Raw genomic sequence first — 23744 nt, 5'->3', positions numbered from 1 at the left:
ATTGTTGGTGATTTTTGAACAGTGATGTGCAATCTGCATTATTTATCTTTGTAGCGTAAACAACCAGACTTTGCTGCGTTATCCGTTCATCGCATGAGGGCAGCACAATGCAACAACGTAAACTGGGTTCTCACGGCCCCCTCGTCTCCGCCCTGGGGTTGGGATGCATGGGCATGAGCGACTTCTACTCCACCGGCGCCGATCGGCAGGAAGCCATCGCCACGCTGCACCGGGCGCTGGAGCTGGGCGTCACGCTGCTCGACACCGCCGACATGTATGGTCCGCACACCAACGAGGAGTTGGTGGGGGAAGCGATCAAGGGCAAACGGCAACAGGTGTTCCTGGCCACCAAGTTCGGCATCCTGCGCGATCCGGCGGATCCTTCGGCGCGCGGCGTCAGCAGCCGGCCCGAGTATATCCGGCGCTCGGTGGAAGGCAGCCTGCGGCGCTTGGGCGTGGAGGAGATCGATCTTTATTATCAGCATCGGGTCGATCCGCAGGTGCCGATCGAAGACGTCGTGGGCACGATGGCGGATCTGATCCGCGAAGGCAAGATCCGCCATATCGGCCTGAGCGAGGCGTCGGTCGCCACGCTGGAGCGGGCGCACAAGGTGCATCCGATCACCGCGCTGCAGACCGAGTATTCGCTGTGGACGCGCGATGCCGAACAGGGCGTGCTGGCGGCCTGTGAGCGCCTCGGCATCGGCTTTGTGCCTTACAGCCCGTTAGGGCGCGGTTTCCTCACCGGCGCTATCCGGCGGCCGGAGGATCTGGCCGAGGACGATTTCCGCCGCGGCAACCCGCGCTTCCAGGGGGAAAACTTCGCCCGCAACCTGGCGCTGGTGGAGAAGGTGGGGGAGCTGGCGGCACAGAAGGGCGTCAAGCCTTCACAGCTGGCGCTGGCCTGGGTGTTGGCGCAGGGCGAGCACATCGTGCCGATCCCCGGCACCAAACGCCGTCGCTACCTCGAAGAGAACGTCGCGGCGGCGGAGATAACGCTGAGCGCGGCCGAGCTGGCGGTGATAGACGCGGTGTTTCCGCTGAGTGCGGCGGCCGGTGATCGCTACGGCGCTGAGTCGATGGCCTATATCAACGGCTAAAAAAAAGCGCGGCCTCAGGCCGCGCTCTGTCGTTTTCCGCCAACGGCGAATTATTTCTTCTTCGGCGCGCGCGGCGGGCGGCCGACGGTGGCCTGATACACCTTGAAGCGGCCGTTCTGCGCCAGCACTTCGTGGCTGCCGAAGGTGGCGTCCAGAATGTCCGGGTACGGCAGGAAGGCGTTGGCGACGATGCGCAGCCGGCCGCCGATCGGCAGGTGTTTCACCGCGCCGCGGATCAGGGTTTCGGCGGCGGTCAGGCTGGTCTGCAGCCCGTCGTGGAACGGCGGGTTGGAGATGATCATGTCGAAACGGCCGGTGATGTCGGAGTAAACGTTGCTGACGATCACTTCGCCTTCGATGCCGTTGGCGGCCAGCGTCGCGCGGCTGGACTCCACCGCGGCGGCGTTGACGTCGCTGAGGGTCAGTTTCACCTTCGGCGACAGCTTGGCCATCACCGAGGCCATCACGCCGGCGCCGCAGCCGATGTCCAGCACCTTGCCTTTCATGTGTTTTTCCAGCGTCGACAGCAGCAGCGAGCTGCCGACGTCCAGGCCGTCGCGGCTGAACACGCCCGGCAGCGTTTTCACTTCCAGATCGTGCAGCTGATAGCTGTCCCACCAGTCGTCCAGGCTGAACTCGGTCTGTGCGTCCAGGCGGCCGTGATACAGGCCGCAGCGGCGCGCGCTGTCGATTTTCACCAGCGCAACGTGGCCTTCCAGCGTTGGCTCGGCGCTGCGCACGCCGCTGCGGTTTTCACCGACCACGAACACGTCTACGCCCACCGGCAGCAGCGCCAGGATGTTGCACAGCTGGAATTGCGCTTCCTGCTTGCTCTTCGGCCAGTAGTAAACCAGCGTGTCGCAGTCGGCGACGAAAGCGGGATCGACGGTCAAACCGAACTGCACGTTATCGCCCATCGTCCGGTTCAGTAACTGCCAGTGATGGTATTGCTGAGTGTGGACGCGCACGTCCGCGGCCTCGAATTGGGCCGGCAGGCTGTCCTGCAGGTCGCCGGCAAACAGCACGCGGCGTTCGATAAATTCATCACTGTGGCGCAGCATGACTTCACTGGCGGGGGTTAATGCAGACATCAGATATTGGCTCCTGGAAATGAGACCGGGGATTATAGAGCTTTGTGGCGATATGTTCGACGGGTTTGTTGGCGCGGGCTGCGCGGGTTTGTTAGCATAGCGCGGCGCATGGCAGGCATGGCGCACCACAACGGGTAGGAATCGGCATGGCATCAAAACGCGACTGGCTGTTACAACAACTGGGTATTACGCAGTGGACATTGCGCCGCCCGGGCGTGTTGCAGGGCGAAGTGGCGGTCAGTCTGCCGCCCGAGGCGCGCCTGCTGGTGGTGGCGCAGACGCTGCCCGCACCGGACGATCCGCTGTTTTGCGACGTGCTGCGCAGCCTGGGGCTGACGCCGGCGCAAACTTACAGCCTGACGCCGGAACAGGCGGCGATGCTGCCTGAAGAGACCGCATGCAACAGTTGGCGGCTGGGCGTGGCGGAACCGCTTGCGGTCGCCGGCGCGCAGCTACACAGCCCGGCGCTGGCCGAGCTTTCCCAAGACGCGGGGGCCAAACGCGCCCTCTGGCAGCAGATTTGTCATCATGAACACGATTTCTACCCTGACGGCGGCCGACCTGGCCACGGCCTTCACCATTGAGCAAGCCAGCCACGCTTTTCCCTGGACGGAAACCACCTTCGCCAGCAATCAGGGCGATCGCTACCTTAACCTGAAGCTGAGCGCCGACGGGGAGATGGCGGGGTTCGCCATCACGCAGATCGTGCTGGACGAAGCCACGCTGTTCAACATCGCCATTCATCCGCAGTACCAGCGCCGTGGCTTTGGCCGCCTGCTGCTCAACGCGTTGATTGAACGGCTGGAGAGCCGCGGCGTGGTCACGCTGTGGCTGGAAGTGCGCGCCTCCAACCAGGCGGCGATCGCGCTGTATGAAGATCTCGGTTTCAACGAAGTTACCGTGCGCCGCAATTATTACCCGAGCGCCCACGGCCGCGAAGACGCGATCGTGATGGCGCTGCCGCTGGCGTAATCTAAACACATCCTGTTTATTGTTTTCCTTTCCTTTTACAACTAAAAAGTTGTTTTCTGATTAATTTACATCGAATAAGTTGTTTTTTGCCATGGCGACAACTAATTTGTTGTTTATTGTTGGTGAGACAATCAATGCGTAGTTGGGAGGTGCGGATGAGAAAATTATCAGAAATATCAGCGTTGCTGAAAGAAAAACGCATTGAGTTGGGCTGGAGCCAAAAAGACTTTTTAATGAAGATTGGCATGACCCAACAGCAATATCAGCGTATTGAAACGGGTAGCGATATGCGGGTAAGCACGCTGCTACGGATATTGGCGGCGATGGATTTGGAATATGTCATCGTGCCGAAAAAGTCTGCCCGTGATGTGGAGTGCTTGCTGCAACAGGAAGTGAGTCGCGCGCCGGAAGCCGGTAAGCCGCATAATTTTGAAAAAAAACTGAAAGATCTCGAGGACTAGCTGATGAAAGGGCCGCGACAGGTTGAATCGGTGCAGGCATTAGCCTTGATCTTGCATGGCGTGCGTGTTGGCGTGCTGGCGCATTACAGCGGCGGCAGAAACATCCTGACCTTTGATCCGCACTACCTCGCTTTGCCGGAGCATGCTCGTCCCTTGTTTACGCTAAGGCAGAGGGCGCACCCGGGGTATCTTGAGCAAGTTTTACAGTCATCGCAGCGCCTGCCGCCCGTCTTATCCAATTTGTTACCCGAAGGCGCACTGCGCGGTTGGGTGGCCCAGTCGTTGAAAGCCCATGTGAACGAGGAGTTTCCCTTAATTGCCTGGGCCGGGGGAAACCTGCCGGGAGCGCTTGAAGCCCGGCCGCTGGCTGCCAGTGACATACCCACCTGGGCGTTAACGTCGCGCGGCGAGCTGGAAGCCGTGCAAATTAATGTTGGCGTGGAGGCGCAAAAGTTTTCTTTGGCAGGGGTACAAATGAAGTTTTCCTCTGTGCGCAAAGAGGGCCGTTTCAACATTTCTTCTCAGGTCGGCGCCGATAGCTGGATCATTAAAACGCCTTCAACGGTCCATCGTCATCTCCCTGAAAATGAATATACGGCAATGCGCTTGGCGCAAGCCATCGGCGTGGATATTCCTGATATTGAGTTGGTTGAGCTGACACGACTTGAGCACTTGCCTGATATTCGCTTGGCGGATGAACCTTATGCTTATGCCATCCGTCGTTTTGACCGCAGCGAAAACGGGCGAGTACATGCAGAAGATTTTGCTCAGATATTCGAGATTTACGCGCACGATAAATACCGCGGTAAAAATTACGATCAGATAGCGGCTTATCTCTATGAGTATGGCAGTGAACCTTTAGCGGATGCGCAGCAAATGGCACGCCGTCTGTTGGCGAATATTTTGCTCGCCAATGGCGATGCTCACGTAAAGAATTGGTCCATGATCTATCCAAACCAGACCGATGTTCGGCTTTCTCCCGCTTATGACATCGTCACTACGTTGGCCTATATTCCTGGTGAATCTGAGGCCGCGCTCAATATGGCGAAGGAAAAACGCTGGGATAGGATCTCAATGCAAACCTTCGAACGCTGGGCTGAGCGGGTCGATATTCCCTGGCCTGCGATTCGTGTGCACCTTGTGGATGCCATCGACAAGGCGCGAAATTTGTGGCCGGAATTATTGGAAAACCTGCCGATGGCGGACGATCACAAATCGGTATTGCGTCGGCATTGGGCCGCTTTGTCCCCCGATTTCCGCCTGCGTTAGCGGGAAATCGGATCCATTGATTGTCACCGGTTGGCAAATCGGCGAAAATGCCCGGCTGTTATCTTTTATTCACCGCTTTGCCCGGCGCCGCGATCGGCGCGTTCTGATGATGTCGCAGGGCGGACTAACCGTAGAACCTGAAAACCATGTCTCCTAGTGAATTTGCCCGCGAAGTCTCCAAAAGAAGAACTTTCGCCATCATCTCGCACCCCGATGCCGGTAAAACCACCATTACCGAAAAAGTGCTGCTGTTCGGACAGGCGATCCAGACCGCCGGTACGGTAAAAGGCCGCGGCTCCAGCCAGCACGCCAAATCCGACTGGATGGAAATGGAAAAGCAGCGTGGGATCTCGATCACCACCTCGGTGATGCAGTTCCCGTACCGCGACAGCCTGGTCAACCTGCTGGATACCCCGGGGCACGAAGACTTCTCCGAAGATACTTACCGTACTCTGACCGCCGTCGACTGCTGCCTGATGGTGATCGACGCCGCCAAGGGCGTTGAGGATCGCACCCGCAAGCTGATGGAGGTTACCCGTCTGCGCGACACGCCGATCCTGACCTTCATGAACAAACTGGACCGCGATATCCGCGATCCGATGGAAGTGATGGATGAAGTCGAGCGCGAACTGAAGATCGCCTGCTCGCCCATCACTTGGCCGATCGGCTGCGGCAAGCTGTTCAAGGGCGTTTACCACCTGCACAAGGATGAAACCTACCTGTACCAGACCGGTAAAGGCCACACCATTCAGGAAGTGCGCATCGTCAAGGGTCTGAACAACCCGGAGCTGGATGCGGCGGTGGGTGAAGATCTGGCGGCGCAGCTGCGCGATGAGCTGGAGCTGGTGCAGGGCGCTTCCCACGAGTTCGATCAGGAGGCTTTCCTGAGCGGCGAGCTGACCCCGGTGTTCTTCGGTACCGCATTGGGCAACTTCGGCGTGGATCACATGCTGGACGGCCTGGTGGCCTGGGCGCCGGCGCCGATGCCGCGCAAAACCGACACCCGCGAAGTGACGGCGGCGGAAGAGAAATTCACCGGCTTCGTGTTCAAGATCCAGGCCAATATGGATCCGAAACACCGCGACCGCGTGGCCTTTATGCGCGTGGTTTCCGGCCGCTACGAGAAGGGCATGAAGCTGCGCCAGGTGCGCACCGGCAAAGACGTGGTGATCTCCGACGCGCTGACCTTTATGGCCGGCGACCGTTCGCACGTGGAAGAAGCCTATCCGGGCGACATCATCGGCCTGCACAACCACGGCACCATTCAGATCGGCGATACCTTCACCCAGGGTGAAGACATGAAGTTCACCGGCATCCCGAACTTCGCGCCGGAACTGTTCCGCCGCATTCGCCTGCGCGATCCGCTGAAGCAGAAACAGCTGCTGAAGGGGCTGGTGCAGCTGTCCGAAGAGGGGGCGGTGCAGGTGTTCCGTCCGATCGCCAACAACGATCTGATCGTCGGTGCGGTCGGTGTGCTGCAGTTCGACGTGGTGGTAGCGCGCTTGAAGAGCGAGTACAACGTGGAAGCGCTGTACGAGTCGGTCAACGTGTCGACCGCGCGCTGGGTCGAGTGCGACGACGTGAAGAAGTTCGAAGAGTTCAAGCGCAAGAACGAGATCAACCTGGCGCTGGACGGCGGGGACAACCTGTCCTATATCGCGCCGACCATGGTGAACCTCAACCTGACGCAGGAACGTTATCCTGACGTGACCTTCCGCAAGACGCGCGAACACTGATCAATCGGCAGGGCGCCCAGTGCGCCCTGCACGCCTCTCCTATTCCCACTGCGCTAATTAATAAACCTCCCTCATATTTTTCTTGCGAACCTAGGACACCAGGCGATGTTCGTTCGGCCTGCATTTTCTGTCTAATGGTCTATCTTTAACGGGATGTCCGCACATTGCTTGAGAGTAAATCACTGTAATATGTTGTTTGTTTGGTGAGTTATTCTGATGTGTTGCCGATAGGAGACAGTCAGTATCTTTAAATATCAATGAGATAACTATATTTCAGTTTTGTGTGACTTAGCCTGTCGTCAATAGGCGACAGTTTTTTGGCTAAAAATCCAACGTCTGATTTTTTTTCTTTGATTTTTAAGGTTTTTTTTGAGTTGGCACGGCCGTTGCAATATTCCTGTCGTGAACGCTTAATCGTATAGCGATGATGAAGTATTTACCGAGAAGGCCGCGTGAAGGTGGCCGCAGGGTTCCGGCGCTCTGGCGTTGTGAGCCCCCAACAAAAGGAAGAGATCGATGAAAAAGACCAAATTTGCACACTCGTTGATGGCTGTTGTATTGGGTTCTGTGTTGGTCAGCGGCAGTGCGCTGGCCGAAGAGAGTCTGCTCAACAAGGCGTCTAACGCCGCGGACAGTGCCGGTGCCAAAATCGATAGCTCCATGAAAAAAGTTGACGGTTACATGGATGACAGCGCGATAACGGCTAAAGTTAAAAGTGCGTTGGTGGAAGATAAAACCATCAAAAGTTCCGACATTTCGGTGAAAACCGAAAAAGGCGCCGTGACCCTGAGCGGGTTCGTCGGCAGCCAGGCGCAGGCGGAGCATGCGGTCGCTGTCGCCGGCAAGGTGGAAGGCGTCAAGACCGTCAGCGACAAGCTGCACGTGAAAGATGAAGCCAACCAGTCGATCAAATCGTATGCCGGCGACACCGCCACCACCAGCGAGCTGAAAGCCAAGCTGCTGGCCGATGACATCGTGCCGTCGCGCAATGTGAAAGTGGAAACCACCGATGGCGTGGTGCAGCTTTCCGGTGAGGTGAAAACGCAGGCGCAGTCTGAGCGTGCGGAAAGCATCGCCAAGGCCATCGACGGCGTGAAAAGCGTGAAAAACGACCTGGTGGTCAAGCCGTAATCCCGCCAGGCGCCCGTAACAAGTAACAACAAGCCGCATCGGTCGGGCCGTGAAGGCGGCCCGACATGTACCACCAAAAAAAGAAACTGATTTGCCGTCGACGCCCCGTTGTCGGGGCGGTAGACAGCAGCGAATTTTTTCACAATGGTAAGGAGAAGCTTATGTTTCGTTGGGGCATTATCTTTTTAGTCATCGCGCTTATCGCTGCGGCACTGGGGTTCGGTTCGCTGGCGGGCACCGCCGCCTGGGCGGCTAAAATCGTGTTTGTCGTCGGCATTATCCTGTTCCTGGTCAGCCTGTTCACCGGCCGCCGGCGCCCTTAGCCGGCCGGTATTTTCCTGCAAACTGTAACAAAGCTTAATTCCTTTTCTCACGTCGGGGAGGGCCGGCCATGAACAGCGACATCATCGTCGGGCGCTGGAAACAGCTGAAAGGCCAGGTATGGCAGGCATTGGCCGAATGGTCCGGCAGCGATTGCGTCTGGCTGGCCGGCAGCAATGATTTCCTCGCCGGCGTGCTGCAAGAGGATTACGGAAGAGAGCGAGACGCGGTATCCTCGGAGAAAACATCTCACTGAGGATGCCAAGTTGGGATACAGAATACCCATCACGCTCGGCAATATAGAACCGCTGGCGTCTAAGCCCTTTCGGCCAGGCAAGATGGCGCTGGTCTGCGAAGGCGGCGGCCAGCGCGGCATTTTCACCGCCGGCGTGCTGGACGAGTTTCAGCGCGCGGGCTTTAACCCATTCGATCTGCTGATCGGCACGTCGGCCGGCGCCCAGAATCTGTCTGCCTACATTTGCGGACAGGTGGGCTACGCGCGCCGGGTGATCACCCGTTACACCACCTCGGCTCAATTCTTCAATCCGCTGCGCTTCGTGCGCGGCGGGCATCTGATCGATCTCGATTGGCTGGTTGATACGGCAGCGGCGCAGATGCCGCTGGCGATGGACGTAGCGGAACGGCACTTTACCGACGGGCGCGAGTTTCTGCTGTGCGCCTGCCGCAGCGACGATTTCGAACCGACCTATCTGCCGGCGCAGCGCGAGCGCTGGCTGCCGGCCATCAAGGCGTCCAGCGCCATTCCCGGCTTCTATCGCCAGGGCGTGGAGCTGGACGGCATCAGCTATCAGGACGGCGGCATCAGCGATGCGATCCCGGTGGAAGAGGCCTATCGCCGCGGCGCCGACACCATCGTGGTGATCCGCACCGTGCCTTCGCAGATGTACTACACCCCGCAGTGGATGAAGCGCATGGAGCACTGGCTGAGCGACAGCAGCCTGCAGCAGATGGTGCGCATCCTGCAGCATCACGAGCAAAGCTATCACCGCATCCAGCGCTTTATCGAGAAGCCGCCGGGCAAGCTGCGCATCTTCGAGATCTTCCCGCCGAAGCCGCTGGCCAGCAATGCACTGGGCAGCCGACTGGGGTCGCTCAATCAGGATTATCACCTGGGGCGCCGCTGCGGCCGCTATTTCCTGGCCACCGTCGGCCAGTGGATGGCGCAGCCGGAGCCGGACGGCATGAGGGTGAAAAAAGCGCTGTCGCGCCGCCTGATCCAGCCGGAGAACGTCAGAATGCCTTCGCCGATCGTGACCGACATCGTCATGCCGTCCGATCTTGGCGCGCAGCCGGAGGCCGCGGTGGTGGCGCCGAAGATCATTCTGCCGGGCGATCTGCCGCCGGGTGAAGGGGGCGCGCTGTGAGCTATGCCTTTACCGACACCCACTGCCATTTCGATTTCCCGCCCTTTACCGGGCATGAGGGCGAGAGCCTGGTGCGGGCGGCAAGCGCCGGCGTCACGCGCATCATCGTCCCGACGGTCACCGCCGATCGCTTCGCGCGGGTGCTGCGGCTGGCGCAGGATCACGCGCCGCTGTTCGCCGCGCTGGGGCTGCATCCGCTGTATATCGCGCAGCATCATGAGCCGCAGTTGGAGCAACTGGCGGCGCTGCTGGCCGAACGGCCGCGCAAGCTGGTGGCGGTGGGGGAGGTCGGGCTCGATCTGTATATGGACAACCCGCAGTTCGAGCGCCAGCAAAGCGTGCTGCTGGCCCAGCTGCGGCTGGCGAAACAGCATGACCTGCCGGTGATCCTCCATTCGCGCCGCACCCACGATCAGCTGGCTGCGGCCCTGCGGCGCGTGCAGCTGCCTCGTCGCGGCGTGGTGCATGGCTTCGCCGGCAGCCTGTCGCAGGCGCAGGCGTTTATCCGCCTCGGCTATTACATCGGCGTGGGCGGCACCATCACCTATGAGCGGGCGCAGAAAACGCGCGGCGTGATGGCGCAGCTGCCGCTCGAGGCGCTGTTGCTGGAGACCGATGCGCCGGACATGCCGCTGGCGGGCTATCAGGGGCAGCCGAATCGCCCCGAACGCGCCGCCGAGGTGTTTCAAACGCTGTGCGAGCTGCGGCCGGAACCGGCCGACGAGATCGCCGCCCATCTGCAGCGCAATGCTCAGGCGCTGTTTGCCATGCCGGATTGATGAGGTGATAACGTGACCTGTGTCACGTTATAAGATTTTCATTTGCGTCTCGTTGTATGCATTTGTGACATAAATCGGTGCGAGAGTGACCTCGCTCAGTATAATCCCCCCGAAACTCTCCAATAGCAGACCTCTCTTTATGAGCAGGGATGTATTTTATTTTTTGCAACAGGGAAACTTTGCATGCAACTCATCATGAGCCTAGTCGGCATGGCGGTGCTGATCGCCATTGCGGTGCTGCTCTCCAGCAACCGCCGGGCCATCAAACTGCGCACCGTCGCGTGGGCGTTCATCATTCAGGTCGGCATCGGCGCGCTGGTGCTGTATGTGCCGCTGGGCCGCAGCATCCTCGGCAGTATGTCGAACGGCGTGGCAAACGTTATCGCCTACGGCAATCAGGGCATTTCGTTCATTTTCGGCGGGCTGGTGTCCGACAAGATGTTCGAGGTGTTCGGCGGCGGCGGCTTCGTGTTCGCGCTGCGCGTCCTGCCGGTGATCGTGTTCTTCTCCTCGCTGATTGCGGTGCTGTATTACCTCGGCATCATGCAGTTGGTGATCCGCGTGCTGGGCGGCGGGCTGCAAAAGCTGTTGGGCACCTCGCGCACCGAATCGCTGTCGGCGACCGCCAACATTTTCGTTGGTCAGACCGAAGCGCCGCTGGTGGTGCGTCCGTATATCGCCACCATGAGCCAATCAGAACTGTTCGCGGTGATGTGCGGCGGCCTGGCCTCGGTGGCCGGTTCGGTGCTGGCAGGGTACGCGCAGATGGGCGTGCCGCTGGAATACCTGATCGCCGCGTCCTTCATGGCCGCGCCGGGCGGGCTGCTGTTCGCCAAGCTGATGGTGCCGGAAACCGAGCAGACCCACGATAAAGACGATGCGATGAAGCTGATCGCCGAAGAGGATCGTCCGGCCAACGTGATCGACGCGGCGGCTTCCGGCGCGGCCTCAGGCATGCAGCTGGCGCTGAACGTCGGTGCGATGCTGCTGGCGTTTATCGCGTTGATCGCCTTGCTTAACGGCATTCTCGGCGGCATCGGCGGCTGGTTCGATTATCCGCAGCTGTCGCTTGAACTGATCCTCGGCTGGGTGTTCTCGCCGATCGCCTTCCTGATCGGTGTACCGTGGAGCGAGGCGATGACCGCCGGTTCGTTCATCGGCCAGAAGATCATCGTCAACGAGTTCGTCGCCTACATGAACTTCGGCGCCTATCTGCGTCCGGACGACGTAGTGGCGGCGGAAGGCCTGCAGGTGCTGTCGGCCCATACCAAGGCGATCATCTCCTTCGCGCTGTGCGGCTTCGCCAACCTTTCCTCGGTGGCGATCCTGCTGGGCGGTCTGGGCAGCATGGCGCCCAATCGTCGCCACGACATCGCGCGCTTCGGTCTGAAGGCCGTGGCGGCGGGCACGCTGTCCAACCTGATGAGTGCCACCATCGCCGGCTTCTTCCTGGCGCTGTAAGCCATCCCGAGGCCCGCGACGGCGCGACCGATCGCGGGACTCCGCCTATACTCTAAGCAACGCGGGTGCGTGCCGCACCCGCGATCTTCAGCCGCTTCTTTAGCGAATTTGTGAACGATATCGCGTTATTTTGTGATGTTCTTCACATATAATTCCGGTCTGTTACAGTGCTATTTCATATAGTGTGACGATGAACGCGAATCGCCTCCGGCATTCGTGTTCAAATAGCTATTACTGGCCGGCCGCAAGGCGGGTGGCCATGTGCGGTGAGAAGGATCTCAGTTGCCGCCGTGGGAACGCCGTTCCCCAGCGCTATCTTCATGGAACCAAGTCCGCTCGCCAACACCCAGGTACTCAGTTGGAGAGTTTTATGACCGAATTAACCGCAGCAGCGCAACGTGCGCTGAATTTGATGGATTTAACCACGCTGAATGATGATGACACCGACGAGAAAGTGATCGCGCTCTGTCGTCAGGCCAACAGCCCGGCCGGCCACACGGCGGCCATCTGCATCTACCCGCGTTTTATCCCGGTGGCGCGTAAGGCGCTGCGCGAGCAAGGCACGCCGGATATCCGCATCGCCACCGTGACCAACTTCCCGCATGGCAACGACGATATCGACATCGCGCTGGCGGAAACCCGCGCGGCCATCGCCTATGGCGCGGATGAAGTGGACGTGGTGTTCCCTTACCGTGCGCTGATCGCCGGCAACGAACAGGTCGGCTTCGAGCTGGTGAAACAGTGTAAGCAGGCTTGCCAGGCGGCCAACGTGCTGCTGAAAGTGATCATCGAAACCGGTGAGCTGAAGCAGGCCGATCTGATCCGCAAGGCGTCCGAGATCGCCATCAAGGCCGGGGCGGACTTTATCAAGACCTCCACCGGCAAGGTGCCGGTCAACGCCACGCTGGAAAGCGCCGAGCTGATGATGTCGGTGATCCGCGATATGGGCGTGGCGAAGACGGTGGGCTTCAAGCCGGCCGGCGGCGTGCGCACCGCAGAGGATGCGCTGCATTATCTGCAGCTTGCCGATCGTATTCTGGGCGAAGGCTGGGCCGATGCGCGGCATTTCCGCTTTGGCGCTTCCAGCCTGCTGGCCAGCTTGCTGGCCGCGCTGGGCCACCAGACCCAGACCGCCGGCGGCGGCTACTGATCGATTTCGTTGGCGGGCGCCAGGCGCGCCCGTCTGCACCGACTCTCGGCGACACAGGGGGATGCCTTGTTCCTGGCTCAAGAAATTATTCGTAAGAAACGCGACGGCCAGCCGTTAAGCGAAGCGGAAATCCGCTTTTTCATCAACGGCATTCGCGACAACGTGGTGTCGGAAGGGCAGATCGCCGCGCTGGCGATGACCATTTATTTCCATGACATGAGCATGCCGGAGCGCGTGGCGCTCACCATGGCGATGCGCGATTCCGGCACCGTGCTGGACTGGAAAAGCCTGGCGCTGAACGGCCCGATCGTCGACAAGCATTCGACCGGCGGCGTGGGCGACGTGACCTCGCTGATGCTTGGCCCGATGGTGGCAGCCTGCGGCGGCTATGTGCCGATGATCTCCGGCCGCGGCCTGGGGCATACCGGCGGCACGCTGGACAAGCTGGAAGCCATTCCGGGCTTCAATATTTTCCCGGACGATAACGCCTTCCGCAAAATCATTCAGGACGTCGGCGTGGCGATCATCGGCCAGACCAGCTCGCTGGCGCCGGCGGACAAACGTTTTTACGCCACCCGCGACATCACCGCCACCGTGGATTCGATCCCGCTGATCACCGCCTCCATTCTGGCCAAGAAGCTGGCGGAAGGGCTGGATGCGCTGGTGATGGACGTGAAGGTCGGCTCCGGCGCCTTTATGCCGACCTATGCGCTGTCGCAAGATTTGGCGCAGGCGATCGTCGGCGTGGCCAACGGCGCGGGTTGCAAGACCACCGCGCTGCTGACCGACATGAACCAGGTGTTGGCCTCCAGCGCCGGCAACGCGGTGGAAGTGCGTGAAGCGGTGCGCTTCCTGACCGGCGAATACCGCAACCCGCGCCTGCTGGAAGTGACGCTGGCGCTGTGCGTGGAAATGCTGCTTTCCGGCGGCCTGGCGCAAGACGAGGCCGACGCGCGCGCCAAACTGCAGGCGGTGCTGGACAACGGCAAGGCGGCGGAGGTGTTTGGCCGCATGGTGGCGGCGCAGCAGGGGCCGATAGACTTCGTCGAACGCTACGATAGCTATCTGCCGGCGGCAACGTTGAGCAAGCCGGTGTATGCTGAAAAGCCGGGCATCGTCAGCGCCATGGATACCCGCGCGCTGGGCATGGCGGTGGTTGCGCTGGGCGGCGGCCGTCGCCGGGCGAGCGACGCCATCGATTACAGCGTTGGCCTGACCGAGGTGGCGCGCCTGGGCGAGAAAGTGGGTGCCCAGCAGCCGCTGGCGATGATCCACGCCAACGATGAAGAGAGCTGGCAGCAGGCGGCCGATGCGGTGCGCAGCGCGATGACGCTGAGCGACAAGGCGCCGGAAGCGACGCCGGTGGTGTATAAGCGCATCACGGAATAACCCAAGAATCAGGAACGGCCGCGGCTTTTTCGCGGCCGTCCAAAGCGTGAGAACACGCAGGAGAGCACAGATGAAACGCACATTTATTATGGTATTGGATTCCTTCGGCATCGGCGCCAGCGAAGACGCCGAACGTTTTGGCGATCAGGGTTCCGACACCCTGGGCCACATCGCCGAGGTTTGCGCGCGCGGTGAGGCCAACGTGGGCCGCCAGGGCCCGCTGACGCTGCCTAACCTGAGCCGTCTGGGTCTCGGCAAAGCGGCGGAAGAGTCCACCGGCAACTTCCCGCAGGGGCTGGATCGCAACGCCGACATCATCGGCGCTTACGCTTACGCTAGCGAACTCTCTTCCGGTAAAGACACGCCGTCGGGCCACTGGGAAATCGCCGGCGTGCCGGTGCTGTTCGACTGGGGCTATTTTAAGGACGAGCACAACAGCTTCCCGCAGGCACTGCTGGACAAACTGGTCGAACGCGCCAAGCTGCCGGGCTACCTGGGCAACTGCCACTCATCCGGCACCGTGATCCTCGATCAGCTGGGTGAAGAGCACATGAAAACCGGCAAGCCGATTTTCTACACCTCCGCCGACTCGGTATTCCAGATCGCCTGCCATGAAGAAACCTTCGGCCTGGATCGCCTGTACGAGCTGTGCGAAATCGCGCGTGAAGAGCTGACCGAAGGCGGGTATAACATCGGCCGCGTGATCGCGCGTCCGTTCGTCGGCGACAAGCCGGGCAACTTCCAGCGCACCGGCAACCGTCACGATCTGGCGGTAGAGCCGCCGGCGCCGACCGTGCTGAAAAAGCTGGTGGACGAGAAGGGCGGCGAAGTGGTGTCGATCGGTAAAATCGCCGACATCTACGCCAACGTCGGCATCACCAAGAAGGTGAAGGCGACCGGCATCGACGCGCTGTTCGACGCGACCCTGATCGAAATGGAAAAGGCCGGCGACAACACCATCGTGTTCACCAACTTCGTGGACTTCGATTCCTCTTACGGCCACCGCCGCGACGTGGCGGGCTACGCCGCCGCGCTGGAGCTGTTCGATCGCCGCCTGCCGGAGCTGCTGAAGCTGGTGAAAGACGAAGACATCATCATCTTCACCGCCGACCACGGCTGCGACCCGACCTGGCCGGGCACCGACCACACCCGCGAGCACATCCCGGTGCTGGTTTACGGCCCGAAAGTGAAACCGGGCTCGCTGGGCCACCGCGAGACCTTCGCCGACATCGGCCAGACCGTCGCCAATTACTTTGGCCTGTCGCCGATGGATTACGGTAAGACCCTGTTCTAAGCCCTGTCTTTCAAGCCGCAGCGTTGTTAGCTTCACGCGTGAACCCCAGTCACTTACTCAAGTAAGCTCCTGGGGATTCACCCGCTAGCTGCCTAGCTGCAACTCGAAATTCAAGGCTTAGATGTTTGACGTTTTTATTAAATAAGATTTCTAAAGGAAGAAAATTATGGCTACGCCGCACATTAATGCTGAGATGGGTGATTTCGCTGACGTAGTACTGATGCCGGGCGATCCGCTGCGTGCAAAATACATCGCCGAAACCTTCCTGGAAGGCGCGGTGGAAGTGAACAACGTGCGCGGCATGTTGGGCTTCACCGGCACCTACAAAGGCCGCCGCATCTCCGTAATGGGCCACGGCATGGGCATCCCGTCCTGCTCCATCTATGCGCGCGAGCTGATCGCAGAATTCGGCGTGAAGAAGATCATTCGCGTGGGCTCCTGCGGCGCGGTGCGTGACGATATCAAACTGCGTGACGTGGTGATCGGCATGGGCGCGTGCACCGACTCCAAGGTGAACCGTCTGCGCTTCAAGGACAACGACTACGCGGCGATCGCCGACTTCGACATGGTGCGCAACGCGGTCGACGCGGCGGCGGCGCAGGGCATCCCGGCGCGCGTGGGCAACATCTTCTCCGCCGATCTGTTCTACACCCCGGATCCGGACATGTTCCAGGTGATGAAGAAGTACGGCATCCTGGGCGTGGAAATGGAAGCGGCCGGCATCTACGGCGTGGCGGCAGAGCTGTACGAAGAGTTCGGCTGCAAGGCGCTGACCATCTGCACCGTGTCCGACCACATCCTGCGTCACGAAGCGACCACGGCGGCGGAACGCCAGACCACCTTTAACGACATGATCGTTATCGCGCTGGAATCCGTGCTGCTGGGCGACAAAGCGTAATACCCCGGCGGGCGTCATCCTGGCGCCCGCCCGTCAATCTATTCATTCCGCTTGGCCAGTTTTGGCTAACGCTTTACCTTTCAACTGGTTATTGATGAAGCCGTTACGGGCAATCTATTCACCGAAAGGACAATAAACGGCACGATCACATTCAGCGCCTGGCCTGAGTTACCCCTTCTTCGGCGCTTCCTGTTTTGCCTCAGGCGCATCCTCTTCGTCGTCTTCCACCGTATTGCCTTCTGCCAACGGCGTGTTGGCGGTCAACAGGTACGGCGACTGCTGCCAGCGGCTGCGGCGGTGTTGCAGCAGGGTGCGCGCCAGAATGATGCCGATCGCCAGCGCCAGCAGGATCATCAGGCGCAGCAGGTTGGTGGTGTTGTCCACCTGCTTGGACTCGGTCGCCAGCACGTGGGTGTCGAGGGTGATGCGGATAAAGCCGATTGGGCCGTCTTTGCCCCGAATGGATTCGACCAACTGGTGGTTGAAGTAGCTGCCGGCGCGCTTGCCGTCGAGCGACAGCCGATCGCGTATACTTATCTGCTCCCCGGCGTGGGAGACCAGCGTGCCGTCCAGCTGATACACGCTGACGTCGAGAATGCGGCTGTGATCGGTGAGCTGCTTGAGGATGGCGTCGATGCGCGGGTTGTTGCCGTCGTCGTCCAGCAGCGGCGCCAGGCTGTAGGCGACCTGTTTGGTCAGCGTCTGCGCCAGCTCTTCGACCTGTTCGGATCGCGCCATTTGGTGACTCAGGCTAAAATAAGAGGCACCCTGCATCAGCAGCACCAGCAAAGCCAGGCAAATCAGGATAATAGCGGTACGGTGCAGGCGAAATTTCAGTTTAGCGCGAGCCATGCAGGTTCCTTGGGCATCGGGGACACTTTATGTTGCCAGAACCGCTGGCGATAGGATAGCTTGATGCGTCGTTTTATCATGCAGCGTTTTTGTCCATTCAGGAGTCAATGATGTCAAACAGTCTGACCTATTGCGATCTTCCGGCGGAGATCTCTCAATGGCCGGGTCTTCCCCTTTCGCTCAGCGGCGACGAAGTGATGCCGCTGGACTACCGGGCGGGCAATACCGGGTGGCTGTTATACGGCAGAAAGCTGGACAAGGCGCGCATTACACAATTCCAACGCAAGCTGGGCGCGGCGATGGTGATCGTCACCGCCTGGGGCGTGGACGACTATCAGGTGGTGCGCCTGGCGGGCACCTTGACGCCGCGCGCCAAGCTGCTGGCGGCGGAGAGCGGGCTGGACGTGGCGCCGCTCGGCAAGATCCCGCACCTGCGCACGCCGGGGCTGCTGGTGATGGACATGGATTCGACGGCGATCGAGATCGAGTGCATCGACGAGATCGCCAAGCTGGCGGGCGTCGGTGAGCAGGTGGCGGAAGTCACCGAACGCGCGATGCGCGGCGAGCTGGACTTTACCGCCAGCCTGCGCCAGCGCGTCGGCACGCTGAAAGGAGCCGACGCCAACATCCTCAAGCAGGTGCGCGACGAGCTGCCGCTGATGCCGGGGCTGACCAGCCTGGTGGGCAAGCTGCAGGCGATGGGCTGGCATGTGGCGATCGCCTCCGGCGGCTTCACCTACTACGCCGAATACCTGCGCAACCGGCTGCGGCTGGTGGCGGCGGCGGCCAATGAGCTGGAGATCCGCGACGGCAAGCTGACCGGCGAAGTGCTGGGGCCGGTGGTGGACGCGCAGTTCAAAGCCGATACGCTGCTGCGGCTGGCGGAGAAGCTGGAGATCCCGCTGGCGCAGACCGTGGCCATCGGCGACGGCGCCAACGATTTGAAAATGATGCAGGCTGCGGGGTTGGGCATCGCCTACCACGCCAAGCCGAAAGTGTATGAAAAAGCGCAGGTGGCGATCCGGCATGCGGATCTGATGGGCGTGCTGTGCATTCTCACCGGCAGCCTGAAACACGAAGTGCGATAACGAAAGATTGAGGTAAGACGTGGCAAAAGCGGCAAAACGGGCATTTGTGTGCAATGAGTGCGGGGCGGACTATCCGCGTTGGCAGGGGCAGTGCAGCGCCTGCCATGCCTGGAACACCATCACGGAAGTGCGTTTGGCCGCGTCGCCCGCAGCGGCGCGCAACGATCGCCTCAGCGGCTATGCCGGCGACGCCGGCGTCAGCAAGGTGCAGAAGCTGTCGGAAATCAGCCTTGAGGCGCTGCCGCGCTTCACCACCGGCTTTCTCGAGTTCGATCGCGTGCTGGGCGGCGGCGTGGTGCCCGGCAGCGCCATTCTGATCGGCGGCAACCCCGGCGCCGGCAAGAGCACCCTGTTGCTGCAGGTGCTGTGCAAACTGTCCGAGCAGATGAAAACCCTGTACGTCACCGGCGAGGAGTCGCTGCAGCAGGTGGCGATGCGCGCTCATCGGCTGGGGCTGCCGACCGGCGGCCTGAACATGCTGTCGGAAACCAGCATCGAGCAGATCTGCCTGATCGCCGAGCAGGAACAGCCGAAGCTGATGGTGATCGACTCGATCCAGGTGATGCACATGGCGGACATTCAGTCTTCGCCGGGCAGCGTGGCCCAGGTGCGCGAAACCGCCGCCTACCTGACGCGCTTCGCCAAGACGCGCGGCGTGGCGATCGTCATGGTCGGCCACGTCACCAAAGACGGCTCGCTGGCCGGGCCGAAAGTGCTGGAACACTGCATCGACTGTTCGGTGCTGCTGGACGGCGACGCCGATTCCCGCTTCCGCACCCTGCGCAGCCACAAGAACCGCTTCGGCGCGGTCAACGAGCTGGGGGTGTTCGCCATGACCGAACAGGGGCTGCGCGAAGTCAGCAACCCTTCGGCGATCTTCCTCAGCCGCGGCGATGAAGTCACTTCCGGCAGTTCGGTGATGGTGGTGTGGGAAGGTACCCGGCCGCTGCTGGTGGAGATCCAGGCGCTGGTGGATCACTCGATGATGTCCAACCCGCGCCGCGTGGCGGTGGGCCTGGAGCAGAACCGGTTGGCGATCCTGCTGGCGGTGCTGCACCGCCACGGCGGGCTGCAGATGTCGGATCAGGACGTGTTCGTCAACGTGGTCGGCGGGGTGAAGGTCAGCGAGACCAGCGCCGATCTGGCGCTGCTGATGTCGTTGGTGTCGAGCCTGCGCGATCGGCCGCTGCCGAACGATCTGGTGGTGTTCGGCGAAGTGGGGCTGGCGGGAGAAATCCGTCCGGTGCCGAGCGGCCAGGAGCGCATCTCCGAAGCGGCCAAGCACGGTTTCAAGCGCGCCATCGTGCCGCACGGCAACATGCCGAAGAAGCCGCCGGCCAACATGCAGGTGTTTGGGGTCAAGAAGCTGGCGGACGCGCTCGACGTGCTGGAAGAGTTTTATTAATGTCGCCGACGGCGAGTAAGATATGCTATTTTGTTTAGCATACTAAACGGAGGTGGCCATGCCGCAATTTGATTACCTGAAGACGTCCATTAAGCAAAAGGGCTGTACTTTGCAGCAGGTGGCGGATGCCAGCGGCATGACCAAGGGCTATCTGAGCCAGCTGTTGAACGACAAAATCAAAAGCCCGAGCGCGCAAAAGCTCGAGGCGCTGCACCGTTTTCTCGGGCTGGAGTTCCCGCGTAAAGAGGTCAAAGTCGGCGTGGTGTTTGGTAAATTTTACCCGCTGCACACCGGCCACATCTATCTGATCCAGCGCGCCTGCAGCCAGGTGGACGAACTTCACGTTATCTTGTGCCACGATGAACCGCGCGACCGCGAGCTGTTCGAGAACAGTTCGATGTCGCAACAGCCAACGGTCAGCGATCGCCTGCGCTGGCTGCTGCAGACCTTCAAGTACCAGAAAAACATCCATATCCACTCGTTCGACGAGCAGGGCATCGAACCCTATCCGCACGGCTGGAACGTGTGGAGCGACGGCATGAAGGCCTTTATGGAACAGAAGGGCATCGTGCCGAGCTTCATCTATTCCAGCGAAGCGCAGGATGCGCCGCGCTACCGCGAGCATCTGGGCATCGAAACCATCTTGGTCGATCCCGAGCGTTCGTTCATGAACATCAGCGGCAATCAGATCCGCCAGGATCCGTTCCGCTATTGGGACTACATCCCTACCGAGGTGAAGCCGTTTTTCGTACGCACCGTGGCGATCCTCGGCGGCGAGTCGAGCGGCAAATCGACGCTGGTCAACAAGCTGGCCAACATCTTCAACACCACCAGCGCCTGGGAATATGGCCGTGATTACGTGTTTTCGCACCTGGGCGGCGACGAGATGGCGCTGCAGTACTCCGACTACGACAAAATCGCTCTCGGGCAGGCGCAATACGTGGATTTCGCGGTCAAGTACGCCAACAAGGTGGCGTTTATCGATACCGATTTCGTTACCACCCAGGCGTTTTGCAAAAAGTACGAGGGGCGTGAACACCCCTTCGTGCAGGCGCTGATCGACGAATACCGTTTCGATCTGGTGATCCTGTTGGAAAACAACACGCCGTGGGTGGCGGACGGCCTGCGCAGCCTTGGCAGCGCCGCCGATCGCCTGGCGTTCCAGCACCTGCTGGAGGAGATGTTGCGCGCCAACAACATCGAGTACGTGCACGTTGAATCCAGCGATTACGAAGAGCGTTTCCTGCGCTGCGTCGAGCTGGTGCAGCAGCTGCTGGCGGCGGACGCCGGCCGGTTGGCGAATGCGCCCGCCCATCGCCACGCCGCAGGCTGAGAAAATTAGCGGAATGTGCGGTCGCGGCGGCAGAAACGCCTCTGTGGCGCACATTTAACGGCTTGTTTAAACATGGTTCATTCGGTAGCGACTAGGTTAAGATTTTCTTTACAATAACGCTCAGAAGAAGACATGTCTTATCGCTTACTCGTTCTCTGGTTGATCTGCTATGCCGCAGCCTGGACGCTGCTGACCGTTCATCTCGATCCCACTCTGCCTTACGACGCCGTCGAGGCGCTCAACTGGGGCCTCAACGCCGAGTGGGGCTCACCGAAAAATCCTTGGCTGGTCGGTGCGGCGATGCAGCCGGCGATCTGGCTCCCGTGGCTGCCGCTGAACCTGTACTGGTATGGCGGGCACTTCATCGCCATCGCCATCGGCATGTTGGGCGTCTGGCTATTGGCGCGCCGCCTGAGCGGCAGCACCTCGCTGGCCTGGATGGCGCTGCTGACGCTCAACCTGTCCGGCATCATCAATTTCGACATCATTCCCTACAACGACAATTACCTGTTGGTGATGCTGTGGCCGTGGATGGCGCTGTTCTTCCACCTGGCGATCTCGCGTTCGGCCAACTGGTGGCCGGCTTTCGCATTGGTGGCCGGTCTGGCGATGATGGCTAAATACTCGACCTTCGCCTTCGTCTATTTCGCGGCGCTGTCGACGCTGTTCGTACCGCAGATCCGCCGCTGCTATCGCCAGCCGCAGTTCTATCTGGCGGTGGCGATCTGGTTGGCGCTGGTGTTGCCGAACCTGTTCTGGCTGTGGAACCATGACTTCGCCGCCTTCAAGTGGGTGGATTCGCAGATCAAGATGCAGCTCAACCTCGATATGCTGCAGTCGCTGCTGCTGGTGTTCTATCCGTCGCTCGCGCTGTGGGTGATCCTGCGGCGCAGCGGGGCGGTGCTGGCCTGGCCAGCGGCGTTGCCGATGCGGGTGTTGCTGTGGGTCTACCTGTTGCCGCTCGGCATCATTACCTTCTGGTTCTCTTTCAACGTCGGCGGCCGGCTGACCGAGTGGCTGCAGCCGTTCTTCATGCTGGCGCCCGCGTTGCTGGTCGGCTGCGTGCGCCAGCCGCCGGTGCGTTCGCTGCGCGCGGCGACCATCGGGCTGATGTGCGCGGCGTTGGCGGTCTATCTGGGGTATGCCGCGGTGATGCTGGGCAACGTGCGCAACGCCGGCCAGAAAATGGTGGGTATCAAGGCGTTCAGCGTCGGAGTGGAGCGGCTGTGGCAGGAGCGGTATGGCGTCAGCCTGCGCTACGTCGGCGGCGAATACCTGTCGCAGTGGATGACGGTGTACGCCGGCTCCCGGCCGCAGACCATTACGCGCTGGTCTAATCATACGCGCCCGAATATCTACAACGTCAACATCAGCTATCCGCAGATTGCGCAGCACGGCGTCGCCCTGTTCGGGCGGTTGGGTGAAGACTGCGCGCACAGCGACTTCGGCGGCGAGCTGGCCCACTGGCCGAAGATGCGCCTCGATTGGCAGCAGACGCTGACGTTCCGCGCCGATCCGCATGCCGACGAGCAAGCGCTGTGCGTCGGCTTCGTTCGTCCGCAGTAACGGCGGCGCAAAACGCCGCCGCGATTCAGGCTTAGTAAGCGATAACCAGCTTGCCTTGCATATGGCCGCCGAGCAGCCGTTGATGCGCGGCGGTCAGCGTTTCTACCGACAGCCCGTGCAGGGTTTCGCTCAACGTGGTGCTCAACTTGCCCTCGTCCAGCAGCTGCGCCACCTGTTGGAGGATCTGGCCCTGCTGCGCGATGTCCGGGGTGGTGAACATGCTGCGGGTGAACATGAATTCCCAGTGCAGCGCGGCGCTTTTCAGCTTCAGCGCGTTTTGATCCAACGGCTGCGCGTTCTCGACGATGGTGCAGATATGGCCCAGCGGCGCGACCAGCTCGGCCATCGCCGGCCAGTGGCCGTCGGTATCGTTCAGGCACAGGATGTAATCCACCTGCTCGATGCCGTGCTGCGCCAGCTCGCCCTTCAGATCGCGGTAGTCCACCACCAGATCGGCGCCGCGCTCACGGCACCAGGCGGCGGATTCCGGCCTTGAGGCGGTGGCGATCACTTTCACCTTGCTGCGCAGCGCGGCCAGCGGAATGGCCAGCGAGCCGACGCCGCCGGCGCCGCCGATGATCAGCAGCGTCTTGTTCTCCGGCGCGTCCTGAATGTTCAGGTGTTCGAACAGCGCTTCCCAGGCGGTGAGGGCGGTGAGCGGCAGGGCGGCGGACTCGGCCCAGTTCAGGCTGCGCGGCTTGTGCGCGGCGATGCGTGAGTCGATCAGCTGGTGGCTGCTGTTGCTGCCGGGGCGGGTGATGTCGCCGGCGTACCACACTTCATCGCCGGGCTTGAAGCCGCTGACGCCGCTGCCCACGTCTACCACCACGCCGCTGGCGTCCCAGCCGAGGATGCGCGGCTGCTGCAGGCCGCTCTTTTGCAGACCGGCGTGCACTTTGGTGTCCACTGGGTTGACCGACGCCGCTTTCACTGCCACCAGCAGATCGTACTGGCCGGGAACCGGCATCTCCGGTGAGATTTCGATGAAACCGGCGGGGTTCTGCGGGTCTACGGCAATGGCTTTTATCGACATGATTGTGCTCCTTTTAAATGATGTCCCCAG

The 23744-nt window shown here is 60.9% G+C and carries 23 protein-coding genes; 20 read left to right on the top strand and 3 right to left on the bottom strand.

Annotation, left to right across the window (positions count from 1 at the left end; translation table 11 throughout):
* Positions 1-107 precede the first annotated feature (107 nt).
* Complete coding sequence (locus tag ACJ8MK_RS12450) at positions 108-1100, top strand: aldo/keto reductase (RefSeq protein WP_049213062.1); 993 nt, start codon at positions 108-110, stop codon at positions 1098-1100.
* A gap of 50 nt (positions 1101-1150) precedes the next feature.
* On the opposite strand, the gene rsmC is transcribed toward ACJ8MK_RS12450, so the two are convergent.
* Positions 1151-2191 carry a 16S rRNA (guanine(1207)-N(2))-methyltransferase RsmC gene (gene rsmC / locus ACJ8MK_RS12445; protein WP_041037823.1) on the bottom strand — a complete coding sequence of 347 codons (1041 nt, stop codon included), beginning with the start codon at positions 2189-2191 and terminating at the stop codon, positions 1151-1153.
* Positions 2192-2337: 146 nt separating this feature from the next.
* On the opposite strand from rsmC, the gene ACJ8MK_RS12440 reads away from it, so the two are divergent.
* The 15 genes from ACJ8MK_RS12440 to deoD all read left to right on the top strand — a co-directional run bounded on the left by ACJ8MK_RS12440 (position 2338) and on the right by deoD (position 16437).
* Positions 2338-2775: a DNA polymerase III subunit psi gene (locus ACJ8MK_RS12440; RefSeq protein WP_033637012.1), complete on the top strand. Its 438-nt coding sequence runs from the start codon at positions 2338-2340 to the stop codon at positions 2773-2775.
* Positions 2720-3163, top strand: a complete 444-nt coding sequence (gene rimI, locus ACJ8MK_RS12435) for a ribosomal protein S18-alanine N-acetyltransferase (RefSeq protein WP_033649119.1) — start codon at positions 2720-2722, stop codon at positions 3161-3163. Before ACJ8MK_RS12440 ends, rimI begins: the two co-directional genes overlap by 56 nt.
* A gap of 155 nt (positions 3164-3318) precedes the next feature.
* Positions 3319-3624, top strand: coding sequence for a helix-turn-helix domain-containing protein (locus tag ACJ8MK_RS12430; RefSeq protein ID WP_103772810.1), 306 nt, complete (start codon positions 3319-3321; stop codon positions 3622-3624).
* Between the two features lie 3 nt (positions 3625-3627).
* A complete protein-coding gene (locus ACJ8MK_RS12425; RefSeq protein ID WP_103772809.1) occupies positions 3628-4893 on the top strand; it encodes a type II toxin-antitoxin system HipA family toxin in 1266 nt (421 codons plus the stop codon).
* A gap of 146 nt (positions 4894-5039) precedes the next feature.
* Positions 5040-6629 carry a peptide chain release factor 3 gene (gene prfC / locus ACJ8MK_RS12420; protein WP_442517770.1) on the top strand — a complete coding sequence of 530 codons (1590 nt, stop codon included), beginning with the start codon at positions 5040-5042 and terminating at the stop codon, positions 6627-6629.
* Between the two features lie 516 nt (positions 6630-7145).
* Positions 7146-7760, top strand: coding sequence for a molecular chaperone OsmY (gene osmY, locus ACJ8MK_RS12415; protein ID WP_033637016.1), 615 nt, complete (start codon positions 7146-7148; stop codon positions 7758-7760).
* Positions 7761-7921: 161 nt separating this feature from the next.
* Positions 7922-8083 carry a DUF1328 domain-containing protein gene (locus tag ACJ8MK_RS12410; RefSeq protein ID WP_004857650.1) on the top strand — a complete coding sequence of 54 codons (162 nt, stop codon included), beginning with the start codon at positions 7922-7924 and terminating at the stop codon, positions 8081-8083.
* A gap of 68 nt (positions 8084-8151) precedes the next feature.
* A complete protein-coding gene (locus tag ACJ8MK_RS12405) occupies positions 8152-8337 on the top strand; it encodes a CsbD family protein (RefSeq protein ID WP_033649120.1) in 186 nt (61 codons plus the stop codon).
* 10 nt (positions 8338-8347) lie between these two features.
* Positions 8348-9466, top strand: coding sequence for a patatin-like phospholipase family protein (locus tag ACJ8MK_RS12400; RefSeq protein ID WP_033652870.1), 1119 nt, complete (start codon positions 8348-8350; stop codon positions 9464-9466).
* Positions 9463-10245, top strand: coding sequence for a TatD family hydrolase (locus ACJ8MK_RS12395; protein ID WP_033649122.1), 783 nt, complete (start codon positions 9463-9465; stop codon positions 10243-10245). Before ACJ8MK_RS12400 ends, ACJ8MK_RS12395 begins: the two co-directional genes overlap by 4 nt.
* A 183-nt stretch (positions 10246-10428) precedes the next feature.
* Positions 10429-11706, top strand: a complete 1278-nt coding sequence (locus ACJ8MK_RS12390; RefSeq protein WP_033637021.1) for a NupC/NupG family nucleoside CNT transporter — start codon at positions 10429-10431, stop codon at positions 11704-11706.
* 370 nt (positions 11707-12076) lie between these two features.
* Positions 12077-12856, top strand: a complete 780-nt coding sequence (deoC, locus tag ACJ8MK_RS12385) for a deoxyribose-phosphate aldolase (protein WP_033641793.1) — start codon at positions 12077-12079, stop codon at positions 12854-12856.
* Positions 12857-12922: 66 nt separating this feature from the next.
* On the top strand, positions 12923-14245 hold the full coding sequence (gene deoA / locus ACJ8MK_RS12380) for a thymidine phosphorylase (protein WP_033649123.1): 1323 nt from the start codon (positions 12923-12925) through the stop codon (positions 14243-14245).
* Positions 14246-14315: 70 nt separating this feature from the next.
* On the top strand, positions 14316-15539 hold the full coding sequence (deoB, locus tag ACJ8MK_RS12375) for a phosphopentomutase (protein ID WP_033637026.1): 1224 nt from the start codon (positions 14316-14318) through the stop codon (positions 15537-15539).
* A gap of 166 nt (positions 15540-15705) precedes the next feature.
* Entirely contained in the window at positions 15706-16437 is a 732-nt protein-coding gene (gene deoD, locus ACJ8MK_RS12370; RefSeq protein WP_033652875.1) for a purine-nucleoside phosphorylase, read from the top strand.
* A gap of 168 nt (positions 16438-16605) precedes the next feature.
* Here the strand turns inward: deoD and ACJ8MK_RS12365 are convergent, their stop codons facing one another.
* Entirely contained in the window at positions 16606-17289 is a 684-nt protein-coding gene (locus ACJ8MK_RS12365) for a YtjB family periplasmic protein (RefSeq protein ID WP_060422530.1), read from the bottom strand.
* Positions 17290-17399: 110 nt separating this feature from the next.
* Between ACJ8MK_RS12365 and serB the strand changes: the two genes are divergently transcribed.
* The 4 genes from serB to ACJ8MK_RS12345 all read left to right on the top strand — a co-directional run bounded on the left by serB (position 17400) and on the right by ACJ8MK_RS12345 (position 22681).
* Positions 17400-18377: a phosphoserine phosphatase gene (gene serB / locus ACJ8MK_RS12360; protein WP_016929162.1), complete on the top strand. Its 978-nt coding sequence runs from the start codon at positions 17400-17402 to the stop codon at positions 18375-18377.
* Between the two features lie 19 nt (positions 18378-18396).
* Positions 18397-19782 carry a DNA repair protein RadA gene (gene radA / locus ACJ8MK_RS12355; RefSeq protein ID WP_025159617.1) on the top strand — a complete coding sequence of 462 codons (1386 nt, stop codon included), beginning with the start codon at positions 18397-18399 and terminating at the stop codon, positions 19780-19782.
* A gap of 58 nt (positions 19783-19840) precedes the next feature.
* Positions 19841-21115: a multifunctional transcriptional regulator/nicotinamide-nucleotide adenylyltransferase/ribosylnicotinamide kinase NadR gene (gene nadR, locus ACJ8MK_RS12350; RefSeq protein WP_033637030.1), complete on the top strand. Its 1275-nt coding sequence runs from the start codon at positions 19841-19843 to the stop codon at positions 21113-21115.
* Positions 21116-21247: 132 nt separating this feature from the next.
* Positions 21248-22681, top strand: coding sequence for a glycosyltransferase family 39 protein (locus ACJ8MK_RS12345; RefSeq protein WP_033649129.1), 1434 nt, complete (start codon positions 21248-21250; stop codon positions 22679-22681).
* A 31-nt stretch (positions 22682-22712) separates the two neighbouring features.
* Here ACJ8MK_RS12345 and ACJ8MK_RS12340 read toward each other — a convergent pair whose 3' ends face one another.
* Entirely contained in the window at positions 22713-23714 is a 1002-nt protein-coding gene (locus tag ACJ8MK_RS12340) for a zinc-binding alcohol dehydrogenase family protein (RefSeq protein ID WP_033652880.1), read from the bottom strand.
* Positions 23715-23744: the final 30 nt, after the last annotated feature.

The sequence above is a fragment of the Serratia sp. CY38905 genome (assembly GCF_052168875.1).
Lineage (GTDB): Bacteria > Pseudomonadota > Gammaproteobacteria > Enterobacterales > Enterobacteriaceae > Serratia > Serratia sarumanii.
Note: the sequence above shows the minus strand (reverse complement) of the source record. Positions and strands in the feature narration are given on the sequence as shown.